Here is a 23,780-nt window from a genome sequence, read left to right as displayed (position 1 = left end):
GAGGCTTTTTCAAACATGGCATACGAAAAATTAGCAGTACAAGACAAAGCAGTATTAGACGGAATTCTTGCGGAAAAAAAACGTCAACAAGCAAATATTGAGTTAATCGCATCAGAAAACTTTGTTTCTGAGGCAGTAATGGAAGCACAAGGTTCTGTTCTAACAAATAAATATGCTGAAGGTTATCCAGGTAAACGCTACTATGGCGGCTGTGAACACGTAGATGTTGTGGAAGATATCGCACGTGATCGTGTGAAAGAAATCTTCGGAGCAGAATATGCAAACGTACAACCACACTCTGGTGCTCAAGCAAACATGGCTGTATACCACACAATTTTAGAACCAGGTGACACAGTACTTGGGATGAATCTATCTCACGGCGGTCACTTAACACATGGATCTCCTGTAAACTTCTCAGGTATTCTATATAACTTCGTTGAATACGGCGTAACAAAAGATACGCAAGTAATCGATTATGAAGATGTACGCCAAAAAGCATTAGAACATAAGCCAAAACTAATTGTTGCAGGTGCATCTGCCTATCCACGTGAAATCGATTTTGCTAAATTCCGAGAAATCGCTGATGAAGTAGGTGCGTACTTCATGGTGGATATGGCACATATCGCGGGTCTTGTAGCAGCTGGTGAGCACCAATCTCCAGTGCCATATGCTGATTTTGTAACATCTACAACACATAAAACATTACGTGGTCCACGTGGTGGTCTAATCCTTGCTTCGAAAGAATGGGAGCAAAAGCTTAACAAATCTGTTTTCCCAGGTATCCAAGGTGGACCATTAATGCACGTAATCGCTGCAAAAGCTGTTGCATTTGGTGAAGCATTACAACCTGAATTCAAAGACTATGCAAAACAAATTAAAGCTAATGCAAAAGCTTTAGCCGAAGTATTAATGGCAGAAGGTGTTGAAATTGTATCTGGTGGTACGGATAACCACTTGTTACTTCTTAACGTGAAATCTCTTGGCTTAACAGGAAAAGTAGCAGAGCACGCACTTGATGAAGTAGGAATTACAACAAATAAAAATACAATCCCTTACGATACAGAATCTCCATTCGTCACTTCTGGGATCCGTATTGGTACACCAGCTGTAACATCTCGTGGCTTCAATGAAGAGGACATGAAAGAAGTTGGGGCAATTATTGCTACGGTTCTTAAAAATCCAGAAGATGAAGCAGTTAAAACTGAAGCAAAAGCTCGCGTAAAAGCTTTAACTGACAAACATCCATTATACGTATAATTTAATAGATAAGGCTGTGGTTAAAGTGGTAAATTTCACTTTAGCCACAGCTTTTTTTTGGCTTAGCGACTTAGTGGCTCATTGAACACTCTTATGGAATCCTCCTTTAATTTGGGTATTAAGTTATTTTAAATGTCCTGTTTTTGAATTTATTTACATAAACTTAGTAGAAAAGGATATATTATATAGTAGAGTGGGACAAATAATGTCCAGAAAAAGCGACAGTTCATTGAATTTTTATGTACAATGTAAATGAGATTTCAAGGGAGGAGGGGCTAGATGGCTACTAAAACAATGGTCGTAGAACATGAAATGCTATTAAATACAATTCGCAGACTAGGTGATAATTCTAGAGAAAGTTATGTTATTTTTGATGCAACGAATAATCATTGCGTATTGGAATGTAATGATTCGTTTTGTACGCTTACAAATTCTACACGTTCGCACATCATAAATAATGATTATTTTTCATTCATGTCAAACGAAGAACAGACGACTATTAAAATGATTAAAGATAAAATACATAGCGGGGTCATGGTACAAACAAAATTGGACCATAGTTGCTTCGATAAACCTCCTTTTTTAGCAGAGATACAAGCGCTCCCATTTCAAAATAATAAAAATGAAACATTGTATGTGCTAGTAGTTGTGAAGGATGTTACGTATTACCATACTGACGAATTTTTAATGCGCCTTGAGAAAGTTATGTACGAAGCGATTGAAAAGGATTATTCCTTTGACAAAAAGATGGATGTTATTTGCAGTAGTTTAGATGAATTTTTTATGCCAAGAATCACAAGTATGGTACTTGTTAAAACTGAGGCAGATCAATTACGGGTTTTTAAAGGGAACGACAAATTAAAAGATTTGCCGGAGCTTAGTGAAACGAAAGAATTTTTTAAGAGAGTTATGCAAGGGGAGACATCCATTTTAGTTAAGAATTTGGATGAGATTGATATTCCAATAGAACATAAAATGTTGGCCCAATCATCTGAAATGCCTTATGGATGGTTTATGCCGATATACAATCAACAACACCAAGCAATTGGATTGTTCGCGATATTTTCAAGGCAGCCTTGTTGTGACCAAAACTTTTTTGAAAGCATGTTTCGAAAAATCGGTGCTCTTGTTGCATTGGCATACTCGTATGCAAAAACGCAAAAAAAGATATGGGATTTAGCCTTTATTGATATTACAACGGGTCTGCCGAATCGTCATAGTTTTTTAAACAAGGTAGAAAAAGAATACGGTCAAAATGGCAATATTAAAATCTTAAAGCCAAGCGAATTCCATCAAATTGTCGAGTTGTATGGTCGGGAAGCGGGGGATGAGCTTTTAAGACAAATTGCTAAACGTCTAAATGACGAGAAGAATGATCATCACGAATATATTGCTAGATTTACAAGCTCTAGTTTAATCATGGCAAATGCGACATCCGATGAAGATTTCTTCTATTATAAAAGGCGTATAAATGAGATTATTCGTCAGCCCTTTATTGTGGGGGGAAAGCAAATTTATATTACATTGAAAACTGGAATTGCTTTCTATAACAATGAGATGAAGATTACGGATGCTATTCGCTTTGCAGATAATGCTGTATCGTTTGCGGCCAATAATCCGGGCACCCATATGGAAATATTCACACAAGAAAGAAATGATGAGCTTGAGCAGCAAATGACAGTGTTAAACCATTTGGCGCAAGCGATAAAAAACAAAGAAATCTCAGTGAATTTACAACCAAAGGTTGATTTACGGACAGGAGAAATTCAAAGTATGGAAGCACTTGCCCGCTGGATTTCGCCAAAACTTGGTTTCGTATCACCGGCCATCTTTATTCCTGTGGCAGAAAGTGCAGGAAAGGTACGCGAAATCGATATTCAAATATTAGAGATTGTACTTTCGTGGTTAGCAGAACGCAAAAGACTAGGAAAAAAATTAGTGAAAGTAGCTGTGAATATTTCGCCTGATCATTTTTACTATGCTCATTTTGTACAGGATACAGTGGAGCTCGTCCAGAAATACGATATAGATCCGAAATATATCATTTTAGAAGTAACGGAAAATATAGGACTTGTTGATTTTCAGACCGCTTTTTCAATTATCCAGGAATTAAAGGATTACGGCTTTAAAACGTCGGTGGACGATTTTGGAACAGGTTTTTCATCATTAAGTTATTTACAAAGACTGCCGTTTACTGAATTGAAAATAGATCGAAGCTTTATTCATGCTATTAATGATGATGCGACACTGGCGATTGTCCAATCTATTATTCAATTAGCGTTAAATCTAGGAATGACTCCTGTCGCAGAAGGTATTGAAAATAAGGAGCAGGTTGAAATCTTACGTGCACTTGGATGTACGGTAGGACAAGGCTATTTCTATTATAAGCCGATGACAATAGAGCAGTTAGATGCAGTACTTGATGAATAATTGCTATTATATGTAGCAAACATTCTTGAAAAGGAGTTGTCAAAAATTTAATTTTGAGACGACTCCTTTTTTCTGTTATACTAGGTTAGATAAAAATGAATCCGAACGGTTAGGAGAGAATCCCTTTGAGCAAAGTATACGTATTTGATCATCCACTAATCCAACACAAATTAACTTATATTCGTGATAAGAATACAGGAACAAAAGAATTCCGTGAGCTAGTAGACGAAGTTGCAACATTAATGGCATTCGAAATTACACGAGAAATGCCAGTAGAGGAAATTGAAATTGAGACACCAGTTACAGTTGCTAAAACAAAAGTCCTTTCTGGTAAGAAACTTGCGATTGTACCGATTCTACGTGCAGGTATTGGCATGGTAGATGGCGTATTAAATCTAATTCCAGCTGCTAAAGTTGGACATATCGGTCTTTATCGTGATCCAGAAACTTTAAAACCTGTAGAATACTATGCAAAACTTCCAGCAGATGTAGAAGAACGTGATTTCATCATTGTAGACCCAATGCTTGCAACTGGTGGATCAGCAGTGGAAGCGATCAACTCACTGAAAAAACGTGGGGCGAAAAGCATTAAATTTATGTGCTTAATCGCTGCGCCAGAGGGTGTAAAAGAAATTCAAGATCAGCATCCAGATGTAGATATTTATATTGCTGCACTTGATGAAAAACTAAATGACCATGGCTACATTGTCCCTGGTTTAGGTGATGCAGGCGACCGCCTATTCGGTACAAAATAATACTGAACGGATTTCAACAGAAATCAACCACACGTTATGGTGAAAATCCAAACTAGGTTTAGTATGTAATTTTTAGGAAACATAAATTTTTTGGGAGCGTCCTTCAATATTGAAGGACGTTTCATAGTATGTAAGCGAATTACTTTACTTGCTTCATTCAATGCAGATCAATGGAAGTAAAGTACTTTTCATACAAATATAACAAAGGACGGTGCAATTCGTTTTGACGAAAAGATGGAAAGTAATGACGATTTTCGGTACGAGACCAGAGGCTATTAAAATGGCTCCACTTGTATTGGAATTACAAAAGTATCCTGAGCAAATAGAATCGATTGTGACAGTAACGGCGCAACATCGCCAAATGCTCGATCAAGTTTTAGAAACATTTAAAATTACACCAGACTACGATTTAAATATTATGAAGGATCGTCAAACATTAATTGACGTGACGACGAATGCATTACAAGGCTTAGACAAAGTCATGAAAGAAGCAAAACCGGATATAGTTTTAGTACATGGTGATACAGCAACAACTTTCATTGCGAGTCTAGCTGCATTTTATAACCAAATTGCTATTGGACATGTGGAAGCAGGTCTTCGAACTTGGAATAAATATTCACCATATCCAGAGGAAATGAACCGCCAGTTAACAGGTGTTATGGCTGACCTTCATTTCGCACCGACGGAAGTCTCAAAGAAAAACCTTTTAGATGAAAATAAAAATCCTGAAACTATTTTTGTCACAGGTAACACGGCAATCGACGCATTAGCTACAACAGTAAGTGAACATTACACACACCCTGTACTAGAAAAAATAGGTTCGGATCGTATGATTTTATTAACAGCACATCGTCGTGAAAATCTAGGCGAACCTATGCGTCATATGTTTAGAGCGATTACTAGAATTTTAGCAGAGCATGAAGATGTACAAGTTGTTTATCCAGTTCATATGAACCCAGCTGTACGAGAAATAGCGAATGAAATTTTAGGGAACAATAAGCGTGTTCATTTGATTGAACCTCTTGAGGTCTTCGATTTCCATAACTTTGCGGCTAATTCTTATATGATTTTAACTGATTCTGGTGGTGTCCAAGAAGAAGCACCTTCATTAGGTAAACCAGTTTTAGTACTTAGAGATACAACAGAGCGCCCAGAAGGTATCGCTGCAGGGACTCTTAAGCTAGCAGGAACGGAAGAAGAAACAATCTACTCTTTAGCAAAACAATTAATAGAAGATAAAAAGGCTTATGAAGCAATGGCGAAAGCGTCAAATCCTTATGGTGATGGACATGCTTCTGAACGTATTGTGAAGGCACTTCTGGAATTTTTACAAAAAAGCAAGTAATATCCCTTTTTGAAATCAAAAAATGAGTCTAATGTACTAATCACGACGGGCAGGCTAATTTACGAGCATATATGCGTCGTAAATTAGCTTTTTTTTGCGCAAACGTGAACTTTGATTTTGAAGTTATGAATTTTCATACACAAATTTGTCAACAATTTGACAAGAGTATAGTGGCTGTGAAGTTTTTCTCCTTTACTAATTGACTTCAAATATCTCCTATTGTATGCTTACAAAGGGTAAGAATGATAAGGGTTTCTATTCGTAAATAGAGGTTGAAACACTTGTTACATCAAGTTTCTACTAAATTGACAGTTCAAACCAAATACTGTCGATTTGCAACGTTTTGTGCGTTTCGGGGTGTAAGATATTTTTTGGATTTACACCTGTAATTTCAAAAAAACGCTCTCCCGTTACTATTCCGCTGTGAGTAGTGTTTTTCACTGCTCTTTTCTGATTTCACATAGTGGTCAGCAAACGTTTCTTTACTCGAAAAATTGATTCAGGAGATTACAAACCAATGCTAGATTTGCATCACATTTTTGCTGTGCAGAAGAGAGCGTTATTTTTTTTGCTCGCACTCTGTGCATTAGGCTGGGGATTTACACCCTATCAGACGGTTTTTGCGGGCATCGCAATCGGTGCATTCTTTGGTACGTATAATTTTTGGATTTTAGTTCGCCGTATGGAGAAGTTTGATCGATCCATTAGTGAAGGGAAGAAAGTAGGCTCACTTGGTACAGCGCTTCGCTTTGCATCAGGTGTAGCGGCAGTCGCTTTAGCCATTTCGTTGCCAAACTATTTTCACTTAATTAGCACGGTCATAGGGCTAATGATTCCGTACGTTTTTCTCTTTGTCGAGAGAATAGTGTCACATGTAAGGAACCGCTAATGTGCTTTAAATTAGAAAGAGAGGTGAAAAATAACAATGAATCATAAAGCTCCATTACAAGTAGTTGATTTCGGTTTGTTTACACTAACATTCAACCTTTCAACTGTTATGATGTTACTAGTTGCGGCTGTAATCGTTTTCTTAATCGCATTTATCTCAACTAGAAGCCTAAAGTTAAAACCTACAGGTATGCAAAACTTTATGGAATGGATTATGGATTTCGTAAAGAACATCATCAAAAGCAACATGGACTGGAAAACTGGTGGACGATTCCACATTTTAGGTATCACGTTAATTATGTTTATCGCAGTATCTAACTTATTAGGTCTTCCATTCTCTATCGTCTATAACGACGAACTTTGGTGGAAATCTCCTACAGCTGACCCAACTGTTACAATGACTCTTGCAACAATGATTTTAGCCTTAACACATTTCTATGGTATTAAAATGAAGGGGACAGGCCATTATGGTGGTACATTCTTCAAACCTATGGCATTCATGTTCCCGCTAAAAATCGTTGAAGAGTTTGCAAATACTTTAACATTAGGTCTTCGTCTTTACGGTAACATTTATGCGGGTGAGATTTTACTTGGCTTAATCGCAAGCTTAGCAGCATCAGGTGCCGTTGGATTCGTCGGAGCAATTGTTCCAATGATGGCATGGCAAGGTTTCTCTATTTTCATCGGCTTTATCCAAGCCTTTATCTTCACAATGTTAACAATGGTTTACATGGCTCATAAAGTGAGCGATGACCATTAATATAAAGCATATTTCTTATGCTTGAACCAAAAAAAACAAACAATTCCAAGGAGGAAATTTTCAAATGGTAGGTTCAATAGGTTTATTAGCAGCAGCAATCGCAATCGGTCTAGGTGCACTTGGTGCAGGTATCGGTAACGGTCTTATCGTTTCAAAAACAGTAGAAGGTATCGCTCGTCAACCAGAAGCTCGTGGCGTTCTACAAACTACAATGTTCATCGGGGTAGCATTAGTTGAAGCCCTTCCAATCATCGCAGTAGTAATCGCATTCATCGTAATGAACAAATAATTCAGTTGTATACTGAATTCTAGTGGCGAAGCAGGAATCTCCAGATGAAACTTCGCCCTTCATTTTGGAACTGATAAAAGCTATGTGTAAATATAGCTTTTTAAAATAGGTAGTTTTTTAAATTATTATGTTGAAGTTAAAGCTCTTGAAGGGAGTGAAACAATCGTGTTTTTAGATTATCTTGTACTAGGTTCAGGTACTGGTTTTAACGGTGGTGATATCGTATCAACATTAGTGATTTTCTTAGTGTTAATGCTATTACTTAAAAAGTTCGCTTGGGGTCCACTTATGGGCATCATGCAACAACGTGAAGAATTAGTAGCTAGTGAAATCGAAGCAGCTGAAAAAGCGCGCAAAGATTCGCACCAATTTTTAGAAGAACAAAAGAGCCTTCTTAAAGAAGCTCGTACGGAAGCACAATCGATTGTTGAAGGCGCTAAGAAGCAAGGCGAAATGCAAAAAGAAGAAATTCTTACTGCAGCTCGCAATGAAGCAAACCGCTTAAAAGAATCGGCTTTACGTGAAATTGAGTCTGAAAAAGAAAAAGCTATTGCAGCTGTACGTGATGAAGTCGTTTCATTATCTGTACTTGCAGCATCTAAAGTCCTTAGCAAAGAGATTTCTGAGGCAGACAACCGTGCTCTAATTGAAGAGACGATTGCGAAGGCAGGGGAAGCTCGATGAGTAATTCAACTGTAGCAAAACGTTACGCACAAGCGCTTTTTGAATTAGCGCAACAAAAAAACATTCTTGCTGAAGTTGGAGCAGACTTAAATGAGCTAACAAAAGTAGTCAAAGAATCTCCTGATTTTTTAACACTTTTAAATGCTCCTAAGTTCTCTATCGAACGTAAGAAACAAATGGTAGCAGAAATCTTTGCAGGTGCAACTACAGATGTTTTACACACAGTTCAACTACTTGTTGAGAAAAAACGTGTAAACGAACTGAAGCTTATTGCTAACGCATATGCTGAGCTTGCTGCACAGGCACAAGGTACTGCGGATGCAACAGTATTCTCTACTCGTGCACTTTCTGCTGAAGAAAGTACTAATATTTCAACAGTATTTGCGAAACTTGTAGGGAAACAATCATTAAACATTACAAACGAAATTGATCCATCACTTCTTGGTGGTATTCGTGTTCAAATCGGTAATCATATTTATGATAGCTCAGTAGCGAACAAGCTTGAGCGCCTAAAACGTGAATTGATCGGTTAATAATTTAGAAATGTGAGAGGTGACATACATGGGCATCAAGGCTGAAGAAATCAGCAGTCTGATTAAACAACAGATTGAGAATTATGAATCTGAACTTAAAGTAAGCGAAGTTGGTACAGTTATCCGTATTGGTGACGGTATCGCTCTTGCTCATGGCCTCGACAACGCCATGGCTGGAGAACTTCTTGAGTTCTCTAATGGTGTTATGGGTATGGCTCAAAACCTAGAAGAAGGTAACGTTGGTATCGTAATCTTAGGTCCATACGCTGACATCAAAGAAGGCGATGAAGTTCGTCGTACAGGTCGTATCATGGAAGTACCAGTTGGTGAAGAACTAATTGGCCGTGTTGTAAACCCACTTGGTCAACCAGTGGATGGACAAGGTCCAATCAACACAACAAAAACTCGTCCAATCGAAAGTCCAGCTTTCGGTGTAATGGCTCGTAAATCAGTACACGAACCACTACAAACTGGTATCAAAGCGATTGACGCTTTAGTACCAATCGGTCGTGGTCAACGTGAGTTAATCATCGGTGACCGTCAAACAGGTAAAACATCTGTAGCAATCGATGCAATCCTTAACCAAAATGACCAAAACATGATCTGTATCTATGTTGCAATCGGTCAAAAAGAGTCTACTGTACGTGGTGTAGTAGAAACTCTTCGTAAAAATGGCGCTTTAGATTACACAATCGTTGTGACAGCTTCTGCTTCTCAACCAGCTCCATTATTATTCTTAGCACCATTTGCTGGTGTATCTATGGCTGAAGAATTCATGTTACAAGGTAAACACGTTTTAATCGTGTATGATGATCTTACTAAACAAGCATCAGCTTACCGTGAACTTTCACTTCTTCTTCGCCGTCCTCCAGGTCGTGAAGCTTACCCTGGTGACGTTTTCTACTTACACAGCCGCTTACTTGAACGTGCTGCGAAGTTAAACGAAACATACCAAAATGGTTCTATTACAGCTCTTCCATTCGTTGAGACACAAGCTGGGGATATCTCTGCATACATCCCAACTAACGTAATCTCAATCACTGATGGACAAATTTTCTTACAATCTGACTTATTCAACTCTGGGGTACGTCCAGCGATTAACGCCGGTCTTTCTGTATCACGTGTAGGTGGATCTGCTCAAATTAAAGCGATGAAAAAAGTTGCGGGTACACTACGTCTTGACTTAGCTGCATTCCGTGAGCTTGAATCATTCGCTCAATTCGGTTCAGATTTAGATAAAGTAACGCTTGCTAAACTTGAACGTGGTAAACGTACGGTTGAAGTTCTTAAACAAGACCTTAACAAGCCACTTAAAGTTGAAAAACAAGTTGCTATCCTTTATGCACTAACTAAAGGTCATTTAGATGATATTCCAGTACAAGATATCGTTCGCTTTGAACGTGAATTCTTAAGCTGGTTAGATACAAACCACACAAACGTTTTAGATCATGTTCGTACTACAAAAGAACTTGCTCCTGATGCGGATTACGTAGCAGCTTTAACAGAGTTCAAAAAAACTTTCGCTAAATCAGAATAAGTTCGAGTTAGTCACTTGATTAAAAAACAAAAGGTGGTGAAATACCAGTGGTAAACTTACGCGAAATTAAAGGTCGTATTAATTCTACAAAGAGTACGAAACAAATCACGAAAGCGATGCAGATGGTTTCTTCTTCAAAGTTACGTCGTGCAGAGCAAAACGCTAAAGCGTACGTTCCTTACATGGAAAAAATCCAGGATGTAGTAGGCGCGATTGCTTCAGGAACAAAAGACAGTGGACATCCAATGTTAACTGCTCGTCCTGTTAAGAAAACAGCTTACTTAGTCATTGGTTCTGACCGTGGTCTTGCAGGTGCTTACAACTCAAGTATCCTACGTCAAGTACAACGTACAATTGACGAGCGTCATAAATCAAAAGACGAATACGTTATTTTAGCGGTAGGTCGTGTTGTTCGTGATTACTTTGTGAAACGTGATCATAATGTCATCAGCGATGTTGTCGGTCTTCCGGACCAACCATCATTTGCTGATATTAAAGAAATCGCTCGTAAAGCTGTTGGTATGTTCACTGATGGTACTTATGATGAACTTTATATGTACTACAATCACTTTGTCAGCGCAATTGCTAGCGAAGTGACAGAGAAAAAACTTCTTCCATTAACGGATCTTGCACCTGCTAGCAGTAATGCTTCTTACGAATTTGAGCCATCTGGTGAAGCAATTCTTGAAGTGTTACTTCCACAATACGCGGAAAGCTTAGTTTACGGCGCATTATTAGATGGAAAAGCAAGTGAACATGCTTCTCGTATGACGGCTATGAAAAATGCAACTGATAACGCTTCTGATCTTATTTCAGACCTTTCATTGCAATATAACCGTGCGCGTCAAGCGGCGATTACACAAGAAATTACAGAAATCGTTGGTGGAGCTGCAGCCTTAGAATAGGCCAGCTTCCCAATGTCGTATAAGAATACGATAGGAGGGTACACAGTAATGAATAAAGGACATGTTATTCAAGTAATGGGTCCAGTTGTTGACGTAAAATTTGACAATGGCCAATTACCAGCAATCTATAACTCATTAACAGTTAAGATTGAACGTCCTAATGAAGAACCAACAATTCTTGCATTAGAAGTTGCTCTTCATTTAGGTGATGATTCTGTTCGTACAATTGCAATGTCATCTACTGATGGCTTACAACGTGGAGCAGAAGTAACAGACTCAGGAAAAGCTATCTCAGTACCAGTTGGTGAAGTTACTTTAGGTCGTGTATTCAACGTACTTGGAGAAGTTATCGACTTAGGTGAAGAGATTCCAGCTGATGCACGCCGTGATTCAATTCACCGTGAAGCACCATCTTTCGAGCATCTTTCAACTACAGTTGAAATTCTTGAAACAGGTATCAAAGTAGTAGACTTACTAGCACCATATATTAAAGGTGGTAAAATCGGTCTATTCGGTGGTGCCGGTGTAGGTAAAACGGTATTAATCCAAGAATTAATCAACAACATCGCACAAGAACACTCAGGTATCTCTGTATTCGCTGGTGTAGGTGAGCGTACTCGTGAAGGGAACGACTTATTCTTCGAGATGAGCGACTCAGGCGTTATCAAGCAAACAGCGATGGTATTCGGTCAAATGAACGAGCCACCTGGTGCACGTATGCGTGTAGCATTAACTGGTCTTACAATGGCGGAATACTTCCGTGATGAACAAGGTCAAGACGTACTTTTATTCATCGACAATATCTTCCGTTTCACACAAGCAGGTTCTGAGGTTTCTGCCCTATTAGGTCGTATGCCTTCTGCGGTAGGTTACCAACCAACACTTGCAACTGAAATGGGTAAATTACAAGAACGTATCACATCTACTAACAAAGGTTCTGTAACTTCTATTCAAGCGATCTACGTACCAGCCGATGACTATACTGACCCGGCTCCGGCTACAACTTTCGCCCACTTAGATGCAACGACTAACCTTGAGCGTAAATTATCAGAAATGGGTATCTACCCTGCGGTTGACCCATTAGCTTCGACTTCTCGTGCTTTATCACCAGAAATCGTAGGTGCTGAGCACTACGCAATCGCTACTGGCGTACAACGTACAATCCAACGTTACCGTGAATTACAAGATATCATTGCGATCTTAGGTATGGATGAATTATCTGATGAAGATAAACAAACAGTAGAACGTGCTCGTCGTATTCAATTCTTCTTATCTCAAAACTTCCACGTTGCGGAACAATTTACTGGTCAAAAAGGTTCTTATGTACCTGTTAAAGAAACTGTTCGCTCATTCAAGGAAATCCTTGATGGCAAATGGGATCACCTACCAGAAGATGCTTTCCGTCTAGTTGGTTCTATTGATGAAGTAGTTGAAAAAGCGAAAAGCATGGGCGTAGAGGTTTAATACTAGGGACGAGGAGGAAAAAATATGAAGACAGTTCTAGTCAATATTGTCACTCCCGACGGCCCAGTATACGATTCTGAAGTATCAATGGTAATCGCTAAAACAACTTCAGGTGAAATCGGTGTTCTTGCAGGCCATATTCCTATGGTTGCTCCACTTGCAATTGGTGCAGTGAAGCTTAAAAAAGAAAACGGTTCAACTGAACTAGTTGCCTTAAGCGGTGGTTTCATTGAAGTTCGCCCTGAAAAAATTTCAATTTTAGCTCCTTCTGCTGAAATTGCTGAAAGCATCGATGTTAAACGTGCTAAAGAAGCCGTTAAACGTGCTGAAGGTCGTCTTCAAAGTAAACAAGATAACATTGATTTCAAACGTGCTGACCTAGCATTAAAACGTGCGTTGAATCGTATCAACGTTCATGAGGGTAATATCTAATTCAAATTTTAACGGGCAGATTCAACATCTGTCCGTTTTTTAACTTTATGCTCTATATACCGTTTGAACGTATCGCTAGAGGACTTAATATGGAGGAATCAATATGGAAATATATGAGGCAATAGGGCAGGACGCTTTAATAGGGATTTTATCGCATATATTTTTTATCGCTATTACCTTTTATGCACTACAAGCTTTTATGTTAGAAAAGCTCTTCAAGAAGAACAAAGTATTTCAAATCCAATTAATTTATATTTTAGTAAGTATTACGATAGGATCAGCTGTTTCAAATTTCTTTCTGCAAATTTCAAACTGGTCTGGGAAGCTTCCGTATTTATTTTAATAGCCCCTTTTTACTATCTTTATGTTAGTAAGTGAATCTACATATTTCACAGGGCTTTATAACATAATTTATGTGGTCCTTTGAAATATGTAAAAATCAGTTTTACATCTCTCAAATGTTTTGAAAGCGAAAGAGAAGCGACAACTACAGATGTCTTAGTAGCGAAAGCAAAGCGACAGGTGCAGTACCTCACCACTGCTTAAGATGGTGAGATGAAGCACACGCCATGATACTGGGGAATAATTGATATAATTCCATTAGATTTTGTTTTTGTTCACAAATCATTGGGTATATATTAGAAATTAACACATTTCTTCCGTGTTATTGGTCATTCACAAAAAAAAAAAACATGCGTACAATAAATTAAATAGCAAAATATCAATAAATGACGTAAAATAGTGATTTGGATGCTTGAACGAGCGTAAAAAAAGTTGTACTATAGAGTTGTTTGTTTACTGATTATGACATTATACTTCTTTTTAAAATAAAATTTTGATAGGTTAATAGATTGAATTCGGAGGGACATAGGGTGGAAAAAATAATAGTGACTGGCGGCCAAAAGCTACAGGGAAAAGTACGGGTTGAGGGCGCAAAAAATGCAGTGTTACCAATCCTAGCAGCAGCTTTACTTGCTTCTAAAGGAGAAAATGTAATTAAAGAAGTCCCTAACTTAGCAGATGTCTTTACTATAAATGAAGTACTAAAAAGTTTAAATGCAGCAGTTACATATATACCAGAGGATAATACAGTATATATTGATACAACAAAAGAACTTTCTAGTGAAGCTCAATTTGAATATGTCAGTAAAATGCGTGCATCGATTTTAGTGATGGGTTCTTTATTAGCTCGTAATGGCTATGCTCGTGTTGCTTTACCTGGGGGATGTGCAATCGGTTCCCGTCCAATTGAGTTACATTTAAAGGGCTTTGAGGCGATGGGAGCAAAAATTTCTTTTGGCCATGGCTATGTAGAGGCGAAGGCAGAAGGACGTTTAAAAGGCGCAAATGTGTATTTGGACTTCCCAAGCGTGGGGGCAACTGAAAATATTATGACAGCTGCAGCCTTAGCGCAAGGAACAACTGTAATTGAAAATGCTGCGAAAGAACCTGAAATCGTAGATCTTGCAAACTTCATTAATAATATGGGTGGTCGTGTTATCGGTGCAGGTACGAATACAATTCGTATCGAAGGAGTCGATACATTATATGGTACAGAACATCATATTATTCCTGACCGTATTGAAGCTGGAACATTTATGGTTGCAGCAGCCATTACAAAAGGGGATGTAACGATTGAAAATGCTGTTCCTGAGCATATGACAGCATTAATTGCAAAGATGCGTGAAATGGGTGTAGAAATAACAGAGCTTGAAGAAGGAATCCGTGTACGTGCTCCTAAAGCATTAAAAGCTGTTGATATTAAAACTATGCCACATCCAGGCTTCCCAACAGATATGCAATCACAAATGATGGCCTTGATGTTAACTGCTGAAGGTACGAGTATTATTACGGAAACGGTTTTCGAAAATCGTTTTATGCATGTTGAGGAGTTCCGTCGCATGAATGCTGGTGCTAAAATAGAAGGACGTTCTGTGTTTATCGAAGGACCTGTAAAGCTTCAGGGTGCTGAAGTAATGGCCACTGATTTACGAGCTGCGGCCGCACTAATTTTAGCAGGCCTTGTATCTGAAGGTGTGACTAGAGTGACAAAGCTTCATCATTTAGATCGTGGTTATGTTGATTTCCACGGCAAACTAGCTGCACTTGGCGCACAAATTGAACGTGTACCAGTTGAAGAAGTTATCATTGAAGAGAAAACAACTGTTGAATTACCAACAAACTAAATAGATTGATGAACCCTTTGCTTACGAGCAAAGGGTTTTTTTAGTCATGTTGGTGAGAGTCTGGTAAACAGATTGAGTGATGTACATGTAAAGGATGCGAAAAAAAGCATATTTCCGCAATATAAGAGGATGTTAATTCCTATTTATGAGAGTTTTTAAAACGTATACCATGCAATTAGTTGATTGGAGTGGAGGCTGGGCGACTCCTTGGGGATCAGCGATAGGGGAACGAAGGCTAAGAGCATCACATCCTGTGATAACGCCTTCGTGACCAACATCTTGTTGGCCCGAGACCCTGGAGCGAGCAACGCGAGTGAAGCGGCTCATCGGACGCCCCCAGGAAGCTCTGCTCTGCGCGAAAGCGAAGCGTCAGCGGCAAAGCGCCCAGCCGGAACGGAAATCAACTTCACTCTATGGTGATAAGAGATTTTTAGAGAGCCCTCAATCACATATTTTGAAAAGTTTCAGCATATTATTCCTTATGAAAAAATGGATGATGAGTATAGGCATAATTTGTTTGATTGGAGCATTATATATGCTTCCTGTGGCATTTGGTGAGAGGCTTACGGTTGGAGATTCGCCTGAAACAACAGAGCAAGCTTGTGAAATATTCATAGAAGTGGAGGGACAAAAGGAAAAAATCCCTTTAGAAACGTATGTAACGGGTGTGGTAGCGGCAGAAATGCCTGTTTCATTTAAAAAAGAAGCTTTAAAGGCGCAAGCTATTGCAGCAAGAACATATGCGTTAAAATCGACAAATTACGGTGAAATAGCTATCGCTCCTACAGTTGCTAGACAAGTTTTTTACAATAAGGAACAAAGAAAAGCGAATTGGACTAGCAATTTCCCGGGGAATGAAAAGAAAATTGTCGAGGCCATTAATGAAACGAAAGGACAAGTTCTTCTATATAATAATGAATTAATTACGGCAATGTTTCATTCTACTAGCAATGGGAAAACAGAGAGTGCCTACGATTTTAGTGGCAATGATGTACCTTATTTACAAAGTGTTGCGAGCATTTCGGATCAATCCTCACCAAAGTTTTCAGCGATGAAAGAATGGACATTAGCTGAATGGAATGCTTTGTGGCCTGTTAAATGGCAGGAAAGTGATTTCAACCGAGTACAGTATTTTTTAAATGATTCGGGACGTGTTGAGCGCATGCAATTAGGTAAGAATGTGTGGTCAGGGCGAGAAATTCGAACACTTTTAGAAATACCATCAACGGATTTTAAAATTGCCTATAATTCAGCTGCCGGAAAAGTGCAGGTAAGTACGAAAGGATACGGGCATGGGGTAGGAATGAGTCAATATGGAGCAGAGGCTATGGCAAGTGATGGGAAAACTGCTTCCGAAATTTTACACTATTATTATCAAGAAACAGAAATAAAAAAGATAGATGCATGTTTAAAATAACTTCTAGTTGTTCACACTGCAACTAGAGGTGATGAAAATGAGAGAGGATAAAAATAGTAAAACTTCTCAAAATCAAGATGAAAAAGTTCAATTACAGAAGAAACCGTGGTTTTGGCCAGTTGTTTACGCTGGTGGTGCTCTAATGCTAGCAGGTTTGCTACTTGGTTACAATAGTCTTGTATCAAAAGAAGAGGCTCCGTTACCAACAGTAGCAGAAGTAGATTCAGGTCCTGTAGTTGAAACAAATGCAAAAACAGAAACAATGAAGTACCCGTTCAAGGAAGCGAATCTTAGTAAAATTCAAGTTTCGCAAGAGTTTTATGAAGTAGAGGCAAATGCAGAGTCGCGTGAAAAAGCACTTATGGTATTTAATCAAACATATACGACATCTTCTGGTATTTCTCTTTCTATGAATGGTGAAGAATTCGAAGTACTTGCTGCTATGAGTGGTAAAGTAAAACAAGTAAAACTTGATGCGTTTACAGGCAATAAAATCGTTATTGAACATGCCAATGGTCAAGAAACAACTTATAGCTCTGTAAAAGACATTGCTATCAAGGAAGGCGATCAGGTAACGCAAGGTCAAGTAATTGGGAAAGCGACTGATAATGAGTGGAATCAATCAGCTGGCGTACATTTGCATTTTGAAGTTCTAGAAAACGGAAAATATATTAATCCGAAAAAGTTACTAGCCTTTTAACTTATTTCAGTAAGAGTTTTGTGTAACGTAAGTGCAATGCTAGTTTAAGTCACTTTTCAGTGCTTATCCAAAATGTAAGCACTACAGAATCGGCTTTGTGCAAGAGCAAAGCCGATTTCGTATGCCGTGATGCAGAAGCGTGATGGATGATAGGAAATTCGTAGATTTCAAATATAGTAAATGATTCATTTACATTGAGAGAAACGAATACTAAAAAATGCATAAAAAATCGGTATTTTATCGTGAAAATGTAAAACGTGTTCTGAATAGCTTTGTCCTCACATAAGGTGAAGAAATGCGCAGACGTGCATCTGATGCCATTTGTGAAATTGTGTGGAAAGGACGAAGAACGTGCACGAGCACATTCGGAAGCGCTGCATACGCCTCGGTGAATTATTGATTGAGACGCGTGAGACTGTGCGTGTCCTCGCGAAAATGACAGGTTATTCAAAAAGTACGGTGCACAAAGATTTAACAGAGCGACTACCAACAATTCATGAAGCATTAGCTGAGCAAGTGAAAGAAATACTCGCCTACCATAAGGCCGTACGTCATATTCGTGGAGGAGAGGCAACGAAAAACAAGTGGAAAGAAAGAGCGAGTCAAGAATGATTCGTTCTTTTTTTAATGCGAAGGACAAGCTAGATACATATTTCCTGAAAGCGTCCAACTGTAACGGAAGTCACCCCTTCGATTTGCTAAAGAATCAAAAAGATTGCTGAAGGATTTCATCTTTTCATTAACTGTTCATATAATTGAAAGGAATGAAGTTCGATTCACAAAATTAGGTGTAATTACCAATAGGATATGATAAAATATTCTAGATAAACATATAAAATGAACGTTATGTAGTTGGAAATGGCGGGAAGGAGAAATTATAAAATGTTTTCGAAAGATATAGGCATTGACCTAGGAACTGCGAACGTATTAATCCACGTTAAAGGCAAAGGAATCGTCTTAAATGAACCATCAGTTGTGGCGATCGATAAAAAAACAAATAAAGTATTAGCGGTGGGGGAAGAGGCTCGCCAAATGGTAGGGCGTACACCGGGTAATATTACTGCAATTCGTCCACTACGAGATGGTGTCATTGCAGATTTTGACGTTACTGAAGCGATGCTAAAACATTTCATCAACAAATTAAACGTCAAAGGGTTTTTAGCGAAGCCACGTATTTTAATTTGCTGTCCAACAAACATTACTAGTGTTGAGCAAAAGGCGATCCGTGAAGCCGCAGAAAAATCAGGTGGAAAAAAAGTATACTTAGAAGAAGAACCTAAAGTTGCAGCTATTGGAGCAGGCATGGATATATTCCAACCTAGCGGCAATATGGTCGTTGATATTGGCGGCGGAACAACAGATGTGGCAGTCCTATCAATGGGTGATATTGTAACAAGTGAGTCCATTAAGGTAGCTGGAGACAATTTTGATAATGATATTTTGCAATATATAAAAAAAGAATATAAATTGCTAATTGGTGAACGTACGGCAGAAGCCATTAAAATAACAATCGGTACAGTCTTTAAAGGTAGCCGAGACGATTCAATGGACATTCGTGGCCGAGACATGGTGACAGGTCTACCACGTACAATAACGATTCACTCTGAAGAGATTGAACGTGCATTACATGAATCAGTCGCTATGATTGTTCAATCTGCAAAAAATGTTTTAGAAAAAACGCCACCAGAGCTATCTGCGGATATCATTGATCGTGGAGTCATTATTACAGGCGGTGGTGCGTTACTGCACGGTATGGACCAGCTATTAATCGAAGAGCTAAAGGTACCTGTGTTCGTTGCAGAGCAACCTATGGATTGTGTAGCAATCGGTACAGGAATTATGCTAGAAAATATTGATCGAGTGCCAGCATCCTTATAAAAATATGATGAGGTGATTCCTTTGTTTAAAGGGTTTTATACAGTTGCAACTGGTATGATTGCACAACAAAGACGAACAGAATTACTAACCAATAATTTATCAAATGCGAATACACCAGGATTTAAAGCAGACCAATCAACAATTCGCTCATTCCCCGACATGCTCATGTCGAGTGTAGGAAAAACTAATGCACCTGCTAATCAGCAAGCAGGCTCTCAATATATGAGTCAAGTGGGCGCATTAAACACAGGGATTTATATGCAAGAAACATTACCAAATTACATACAAGGCCAAATCTATAACACTGATTTCACGACAGATATGGCTTTGATCGATGGAAACTTACCACAAAATGAAGATGGTACTGCTGGATCTATTTTCTTCCGTTTAGCACATCCTGATGGTGGCGAAGCATATACTCGCAACGGGAATTTTACATTAGATGGTCAAGGCTATTTAGTAAATCCACAGGGGCTGTATGTGTTATCAGATAGAGGTCAACGCATCCAACTACCGAATGATGATTTTCGCCTAGATGAGAACGGGGCAATCTATGTTGGTAATCAGCAAGTTGCTCGTGTTGGAGTATCATTTTCAGCGAATCCGAACATGCTACGTAAACAGGATAATGGCTTAATTCGCACTGAAAACGGTGATAACTTACCGACAGCTTACGGTGCCAATGGCGTATCCTTTACACTGCGTCAAAATTATCTAGAAGGCTCAAACGTAGATTCTAGTCGCACAATGACTGATTTAATGACAGCATACCGTGCTTTCGAAGCTAACCAAAAAGTGTTACAGGCTTATGATCGCAGCATGGAGAAGGCTGCTAATGAAATCGGGAAAGTATAATAGGCGAACTGGAGGCGTTTGAACATGCTACGTACAATGATGACTGCAACAAACACAATGGGGCAATTACAAAATAAACTAGACACAATTAGTAATAACATTGCCAATAGCAATACACTCGGCTATAAAACGCAAGAAGCTACATTCAATGAATTGCTTTATCAGCAATTTAATAATGACAAGCAAGACCGAGCTGACCGACAATCACCAGTTGGTATCCGTTATGGTTCAGGCGCAATGCTTGGACAAATCCAATCAAATCAAAAGCAAGGCTCTCTACAAACAACGAATCGTGACCTTGATTTTGCTTTTACAAAACCAAAGCAATATTTCAATATTTTAATGCCAGAAGGTGAAAATGGCACAAAAACAGTGTATACTCGTCAAGGTGACTTTTATTTATCACCATTAAATAATGGAACAGTAATGGTTGTAACTGCAGATGGATATCCATTGGCAAACTCAACAGGACAAGCGATTACATTACCAGATAATGTGAAGAGTTTCGCGATCCGTGATGGTGGCGTATTAGAGGCAGCATATCCAAATGGAGATATTATTCGTACTGATGTAGCAGTGACAGAATTCCAAAAGCCACAGCTAATGGAGAAAATTTCTGGCGCCTATGTTGGACTTCCGGATAACCTAGCTCAGCTTGGATATACACAAGCTGAAGTTGTCACTGAATTACGAGGAGCAAATCGTCAGCAAATTGGCATGCAGAGCGGTTCGCTAGAAATGTCGAATGTAAATCTTTCAAAGGAAATGACGGATTTAATTCAGACACAGCGTTCTTATCAATTCAATGCAAGAGCTGTAACTTTAGCAGACCAAATGCTTGGGCTCATTAATGGTATTCGATAGTCAATCCGATATTACTGTTTAGTAAGTAATGAAGAGGAGTACAATCTATGACAAACGATTCAAGTCGAGGTTCTATGCAAACAAAAGAAACCGATACGCCACCAGAAGAGAAGGAACACGGCTCAAATGGAGAGCAACAAGAGGTTCGCTGGGTGCAAATACGGCTGATTCCGATTTGGCTACGCGTTGTACTTATTATCATCTTAGTTGTTATTGCCGCAGTTTTAGGTGCAATGTTTGGCTATAGTGTAATTGGACAAGGTAGAGCCGTGGACGTCTTCAAACCAGAAACATGGCAGCATATATTTGATATTATGAATGGTAAAGAATAAAATTATTCTTTACCATACTTTGTATTTACATAGCTTTATCTTCATGCAGCAAATGTTTTGTAACATTTATTGCATGAAGATAAAATCTGGATGCAATGACGCCAAGGCGAAATTGATATAAGGGGGAAAAGAAATGTTAACAGCAGAGCAAATTCAAGCAATTTTACCACACCGCTATCCTTTTTTATTCGTGGATCGAATCGTTGAATTAGAAGAAGGCAAGCGTGCAGTCGGTTTAAAAAATGTTTCGATGAACGAGGACTTTTTTAATGGACATTTCCCAGGCTATCCAGTAATGCCTGGCGTTTTAATTGTAGAGGCACTGGCACAAGTGGGTGGTGTAGCGTTATTAAACGCAGAGGAATTCAAAGGTCGACTAGCTTTCTTGACGGGTATTGATAATTGTCGATTCAAGCGCCAAGTAGTACCGGGAGACCAACTTCGCTTAGAGGTTGAATTCGTGAAACTACGTGGAGTAATGGGCAAAGGTCATGGCGTAGCGACAGTCGATGGAGAACTAGTATGTGAAGCGGATATTCTTTTTGCCATTGGGCCTGAACAACCAAAACAGGCTTAATTTGCAATTATAGGATAAAAGATATAAAATAATGATGTCGAATTATGTTTTTACTGTTAATCTTTTTAATAGATTAATTTAGATTTTTTATAGAAAATGCAATGGCATATATGTGATTGTGAATTGAAATACATGTAATTTTAGTTTTGTTTGAAACGTAGGAGGATTAAATAGATGTATAAGGAATTGTCTTCAGGTGTTAAAATTAGCATTACACGTTCGATTTCCACATCTTTTGAATCGTACTTAGCAAGTATTGATTGGAAAGAAGAGCGTTTTTCTATGGAAGACTTCATTGCTAGCTGGCAAACGTATTTTCAAGAAAATGCCGCATGGATCGAAAAAATCCCAGCAGATGTTTTAATGAGTACTGAATTCCATGAAGAAATGGCCAAAAAAATCGATGAAGTAATTGCCAAAATTTTAAATGAAGAACCAACAGCTAAGCAAATTGAAACAATCGAGGCCTTGCAAAAAGAGCTTGGTACAAATTATAAATTCAGCTGTAAAGCAGAAGCAGCATACATTGAACAATTGTTAAAAGAAAAACAAAAATAGTTTGTACAAAAATCGGATAGTTCCCTCCTTTCCCGGGCAATCTATGTAGGATCACAAATACACACATTGTATTTGATGACATAGCACCGAGGAAAGGAGGTTTTTTCATATGTGGAAAATGTCATTTTTGACAGTTATTCTTTTTTCTGCTTTATTCCTTGGAGGTTGTAACTGGGGAAACAGAGCAGTTGAAACAAGACCAGTCGAGAACGTTAAACACGACGTTCGCCGAGGTGTTGAGAAAGTGGAAGAAAGAAATGACGTTTACAACCGTGACGTTAATGGTGTTAACCGTAACACTGTACTTCCAGAAGCTACAACACCAGGTACAACTGCACCAAGAACAACAACACCAGGTACAACAACAGTACCAGGAACGACAACACCAGGAACAAATGCTGATATAAACAGCACAAATGGCTATAACAACGTTCCTAATGCAAATGGCGTAGTTAAAGAAAAGGTCGTTGAAGAGAAAGTAACGCGATAATATAAAAAAGAGTGTTTCCAACCATGGAAACACTCTTTTTTCATTTCGCGAAGTGAGGGTGAATGAATACCCGCGGAGTGAGGGAGAATACCCGCGAAGCAAGGGAGAATACCCGCGGAGTGAGGGAGAATACCCGCGGAGCAAGGATGAATACCCGCGGAGCAAGGATGAATACCCGCGGAGCAAGGATGAATACCCGCGGAGCAAGGGAGAATACCCGCGGAGCAAAGGAGAATACCCGCGGAGTGAGGGTGAATACCCGCGAATCAAAGGTAAATACCTGCGGAGCAAGTAAATACCCGCGAATCAAAGGTGAATACCCGCGAAGCAAGGGCAAATACCCGCGGAGCAAAGGTGAATATCCGCGAAGCAAGGGATACCCGCGAAGCAAGGATAAATACCCGCGAAACAAGGGCAAATACCCGCGAAACAAGGGTAAATACCCGCGAATCGAAGGTGAATACCCGCGAAACAAGGGCAAATACCCGCGGAGCAAGTAAATACCCGCGAATCAAAGGTGAATACCCGCGGAGCAAGGGAGAATACCCGCGGAGCAAAGGTGAATACCCGCGAAGCAAGGGATACCCGCGAAGCAAGGATAAATACCCGCGAAACAAGGGCAAATACCCGCGAAACAAGGGTAA

The 23,780-nt window shown here is 39.0% G+C and carries 25 protein-coding genes; all 25 read left to right on the top strand.

Annotation, left to right across the window (positions count from 1 at the left end):
- Window positions 1–15 precede the first annotated feature (15 nt).
- The 25 genes from glyA to MOK21_RS16755 all read left to right on the top strand — a co-directional run bounded on the left by glyA (window position 16) and on the right by MOK21_RS16755 (window position 23,136).
- Complete coding sequence (glyA, locus tag MOK21_RS16875) at window positions 16–1,257, top strand: serine hydroxymethyltransferase (RefSeq protein WP_249075154.1); 1,242 nt, start codon at window positions 16–18, stop codon at window positions 1,255–1,257.
- 279 nt (window positions 1,258–1,536) lie between these two features.
- Window positions 1,537–3,687: a bifunctional diguanylate cyclase/phosphodiesterase gene (locus tag MOK21_RS16870; protein ID WP_249075153.1), complete on the top strand. Its 2,151-nt coding sequence runs from the start codon at window positions 1,537–1,539 to the stop codon at window positions 3,685–3,687.
- Window positions 3,688–3,812: 125 nt separating this feature from the next.
- Complete coding sequence (upp, locus tag MOK21_RS16865; protein ID WP_249075152.1) at window positions 3,813–4,442, top strand: uracil phosphoribosyltransferase; 630 nt, start codon at window positions 3,813–3,815, stop codon at window positions 4,440–4,442.
- 223 nt (window positions 4,443–4,665) lie between these two features.
- Window positions 4,666–5,787, top strand: a complete 1,122-nt coding sequence (gene wecB / locus MOK21_RS16860; RefSeq protein ID WP_283164761.1) for a non-hydrolyzing UDP-N-acetylglucosamine 2-epimerase — start codon at window positions 4,666–4,668, stop codon at window positions 5,785–5,787.
- A gap of 517 nt (window positions 5,788–6,304) precedes the next feature.
- Window positions 6,305–6,676 (top strand): ATP synthase subunit I, encoded by a 372-nt coding sequence (locus MOK21_RS16855; RefSeq protein WP_249075151.1) that lies wholly within the window; start codon window positions 6,305–6,307, stop codon window positions 6,674–6,676.
- A gap of 36 nt (window positions 6,677–6,712) precedes the next feature.
- Complete coding sequence (gene atpB, locus MOK21_RS16850) at window positions 6,713–7,435, top strand: F0F1 ATP synthase subunit A (protein WP_249075150.1); 723 nt, start codon at window positions 6,713–6,715, stop codon at window positions 7,433–7,435.
- Between the two features lie 64 nt (window positions 7,436–7,499).
- Window positions 7,500–7,724: a F0F1 ATP synthase subunit C gene (gene atpE / locus MOK21_RS16845; protein WP_249075149.1), complete on the top strand. Its 225-nt coding sequence runs from the start codon at window positions 7,500–7,502 to the stop codon at window positions 7,722–7,724.
- Window positions 7,725–7,889: 165 nt separating this feature from the next.
- On the top strand, window positions 7,890–8,408 hold the full coding sequence (gene atpF / locus MOK21_RS16840; RefSeq protein WP_249075148.1) for a F0F1 ATP synthase subunit B: 519 nt from the start codon (window positions 7,890–7,892) through the stop codon (window positions 8,406–8,408).
- A complete protein-coding gene (locus tag MOK21_RS16835) occupies window positions 8,405–8,941 on the top strand; it encodes a F0F1 ATP synthase subunit delta (RefSeq protein ID WP_249075147.1) in 537 nt (178 codons plus the stop codon). The genes atpF and MOK21_RS16835 overlap by 4 nt, the downstream gene beginning before the upstream one ends.
- Before the next feature lie 28 nt (window positions 8,942–8,969).
- The gene (atpA, locus tag MOK21_RS16830; protein WP_248717828.1) at window positions 8,970–10,478 is read left to right on the top strand and encodes a F0F1 ATP synthase subunit alpha; all 1,509 of its coding nucleotides are present in this window, start codon (window positions 8,970–8,972) and stop codon (window positions 10,476–10,478) included.
- A gap of 47 nt (window positions 10,479–10,525) precedes the next feature.
- On the top strand, window positions 10,526–11,383 hold the full coding sequence (gene atpG / locus MOK21_RS16825; RefSeq protein ID WP_053484440.1) for an ATP synthase F1 subunit gamma: 858 nt from the start codon (window positions 10,526–10,528) through the stop codon (window positions 11,381–11,383).
- 48 nt (window positions 11,384–11,431) lie between these two features.
- On the top strand, window positions 11,432–12,847 hold the full coding sequence (gene atpD / locus MOK21_RS16820) for a F0F1 ATP synthase subunit beta (protein WP_249075146.1): 1,416 nt from the start codon (window positions 11,432–11,434) through the stop codon (window positions 12,845–12,847).
- Window positions 12,848–12,871: 24 nt separating this feature from the next.
- Window positions 12,872–13,279 carry a F0F1 ATP synthase subunit epsilon gene (locus tag MOK21_RS16815; protein ID WP_053484438.1) on the top strand — a complete coding sequence of 136 codons (408 nt, stop codon included), beginning with the start codon at window positions 12,872–12,874 and terminating at the stop codon, window positions 13,277–13,279.
- 103 nt (window positions 13,280–13,382) lie between these two features.
- On the top strand, window positions 13,383–13,622 hold the full coding sequence (locus MOK21_RS16810; protein ID WP_249075145.1) for a DUF1146 family protein: 240 nt from the start codon (window positions 13,383–13,385) through the stop codon (window positions 13,620–13,622).
- A 529-nt stretch (window positions 13,623–14,151) separates the two neighbouring features.
- Entirely contained in the window at window positions 14,152–15,465 is a 1,314-nt protein-coding gene (gene murA, locus MOK21_RS16805) for a UDP-N-acetylglucosamine 1-carboxyvinyltransferase (RefSeq protein WP_249075144.1), read from the top strand.
- A 481-nt stretch (window positions 15,466–15,946) separates the two neighbouring features.
- A complete protein-coding gene (spoIID, locus tag MOK21_RS16800; RefSeq protein ID WP_374110229.1) occupies window positions 15,947–16,882 on the top strand; it encodes a stage II sporulation protein D in 936 nt (311 codons plus the stop codon).
- Between the two features lie 37 nt (window positions 16,883–16,919).
- Window positions 16,920–17,582 (top strand): M23 family metallopeptidase, encoded by a 663-nt coding sequence (locus MOK21_RS16795; protein WP_249075142.1) that lies wholly within the window; start codon window positions 16,920–16,922, stop codon window positions 17,580–17,582.
- A 351-nt stretch (window positions 17,583–17,933) separates the two neighbouring features.
- On the top strand, window positions 17,934–18,194 hold the full coding sequence (locus MOK21_RS16790) for a sporulation transcriptional regulator SpoIIID (RefSeq protein WP_249075141.1): 261 nt from the start codon (window positions 17,934–17,936) through the stop codon (window positions 18,192–18,194).
- 270 nt (window positions 18,195–18,464) lie between these two features.
- Window positions 18,465–19,460 (top strand): rod shape-determining protein, encoded by a 996-nt coding sequence (gene mreB / locus MOK21_RS16785; protein WP_249075140.1) that lies wholly within the window; start codon window positions 18,465–18,467, stop codon window positions 19,458–19,460.
- Window positions 19,461–19,481: 21 nt separating this feature from the next.
- Window positions 19,482–20,315 (top strand): flagellar hook-basal body protein, encoded by an 834-nt coding sequence (locus tag MOK21_RS16780; RefSeq protein ID WP_249075139.1) that lies wholly within the window; start codon window positions 19,482–19,484, stop codon window positions 20,313–20,315.
- A 24-nt stretch (window positions 20,316–20,339) separates the two neighbouring features.
- Window positions 20,340–21,179, top strand: a complete 840-nt coding sequence (locus tag MOK21_RS16775) for a flagellar hook-basal body protein (RefSeq protein WP_249075138.1) — start codon at window positions 20,340–20,342, stop codon at window positions 21,177–21,179.
- 47 nt (window positions 21,180–21,226) lie between these two features.
- Window positions 21,227–21,511, top strand: a complete 285-nt coding sequence (locus MOK21_RS16770) for a DNA-directed RNA polymerase subunit beta (protein ID WP_249075137.1) — start codon at window positions 21,227–21,229, stop codon at window positions 21,509–21,511.
- 133 nt (window positions 21,512–21,644) lie between these two features.
- Window positions 21,645–22,088 (top strand): 3-hydroxyacyl-ACP dehydratase FabZ, encoded by a 444-nt coding sequence (fabZ, locus tag MOK21_RS16765; RefSeq protein WP_249075136.1) that lies wholly within the window; start codon window positions 21,645–21,647, stop codon window positions 22,086–22,088.
- A 174-nt stretch (window positions 22,089–22,262) separates the two neighbouring features.
- On the top strand, window positions 22,263–22,646 hold the full coding sequence (locus tag MOK21_RS16760) for a hypothetical protein (protein ID WP_249075135.1): 384 nt from the start codon (window positions 22,263–22,265) through the stop codon (window positions 22,644–22,646).
- Between the two features lie 109 nt (window positions 22,647–22,755).
- The gene (locus tag MOK21_RS16755) at window positions 22,756–23,136 is read left to right on the top strand and encodes a hypothetical protein (RefSeq protein WP_249075134.1); all 381 of its coding nucleotides are present in this window, start codon (window positions 22,756–22,758) and stop codon (window positions 23,134–23,136) included.
- Window positions 23,137–23,780: the final 644 nt, after the last annotated feature.

It is taken from the genome of Lysinibacillus sp. BPa_S21 (genome assembly GCF_023337795.1).
GTDB lineage: Bacteria > Bacillota > Bacilli > Bacillales_A > Planococcaceae > Lysinibacillus.
Note: the sequence above shows the minus strand (reverse complement) of the source record. Positions and strands in the feature narration are given on the sequence as shown.

What these genes read in the sequence shown, in the direction of transcription:
- glyA (WP_249075154.1), top strand. Translation starts at nt 16, where the DNA reads ATGGCATACGAAAAATTAGCAGTACAAGACAAAGCAGTATTAGACGGA.
- MOK21_RS16870 (WP_249075153.1), top strand. Translation starts at nt 1,537, where the DNA reads ATGGCTACTAAAACAATGGTCGTAGAACATGAAATGCTATTAAATACA.
- MOK21_RS16855 (WP_249075151.1), top strand. Translation starts at nt 6,305, where the DNA reads ATGCTAGATTTGCATCACATTTTTGCTGTGCAGAAGAGAGCGTTATTT.
- atpB (WP_249075150.1), top strand. Translation starts at nt 6,713, where the DNA reads ATGAATCATAAAGCTCCATTACAAGTAGTTGATTTCGGTTTGTTTACA.
- atpE (WP_249075149.1), top strand. Translation starts at nt 7,500, where the DNA reads ATGGTAGGTTCAATAGGTTTATTAGCAGCAGCAATCGCAATCGGTCTA.
- MOK21_RS16835 (WP_249075147.1), top strand. Translation starts at nt 8,405, where the DNA reads ATGAGTAATTCAACTGTAGCAAAACGTTACGCACAAGCGCTTTTTGAA.
- atpA (WP_248717828.1), top strand. Translation starts at nt 8,970, where the DNA reads ATGGGCATCAAGGCTGAAGAAATCAGCAGTCTGATTAAACAACAGATT.
- atpD (WP_249075146.1), top strand. Translation starts at nt 11,432, where the DNA reads ATGAATAAAGGACATGTTATTCAAGTAATGGGTCCAGTTGTTGACGTA.
- MOK21_RS16815 (WP_053484438.1), top strand. Translation starts at nt 12,872, where the DNA reads ATGAAGACAGTTCTAGTCAATATTGTCACTCCCGACGGCCCAGTATAC.
- MOK21_RS16810 (WP_249075145.1), top strand. Translation starts at nt 13,383, where the DNA reads ATGGAAATATATGAGGCAATAGGGCAGGACGCTTTAATAGGGATTTTA.
- spoIID (WP_374110229.1), top strand. Translation starts at nt 15,947, where the DNA reads ATGAAAAAATGGATGATGAGTATAGGCATAATTTGTTTGATTGGAGCA.
- MOK21_RS16795 (WP_249075142.1), top strand. Translation starts at nt 16,920, where the DNA reads ATGAGAGAGGATAAAAATAGTAAAACTTCTCAAAATCAAGATGAAAAA.
- mreB (WP_249075140.1), top strand. Translation starts at nt 18,465, where the DNA reads ATGTTTTCGAAAGATATAGGCATTGACCTAGGAACTGCGAACGTATTA.
- MOK21_RS16775 (WP_249075138.1), top strand. Translation starts at nt 20,340, where the DNA reads ATGCTACGTACAATGATGACTGCAACAAACACAATGGGGCAATTACAA.
- MOK21_RS16770 (WP_249075137.1), top strand. Translation starts at nt 21,227, where the DNA reads ATGACAAACGATTCAAGTCGAGGTTCTATGCAAACAAAAGAAACCGAT.
- fabZ (WP_249075136.1), top strand. Translation starts at nt 21,645, where the DNA reads ATGTTAACAGCAGAGCAAATTCAAGCAATTTTACCACACCGCTATCCT.
- MOK21_RS16760 (WP_249075135.1), top strand. Translation starts at nt 22,263, where the DNA reads ATGTATAAGGAATTGTCTTCAGGTGTTAAAATTAGCATTACACGTTCG.
- MOK21_RS16755 (WP_249075134.1), top strand. Translation starts at nt 22,756, where the DNA reads ATGTGGAAAATGTCATTTTTGACAGTTATTCTTTTTTCTGCTTTATTC.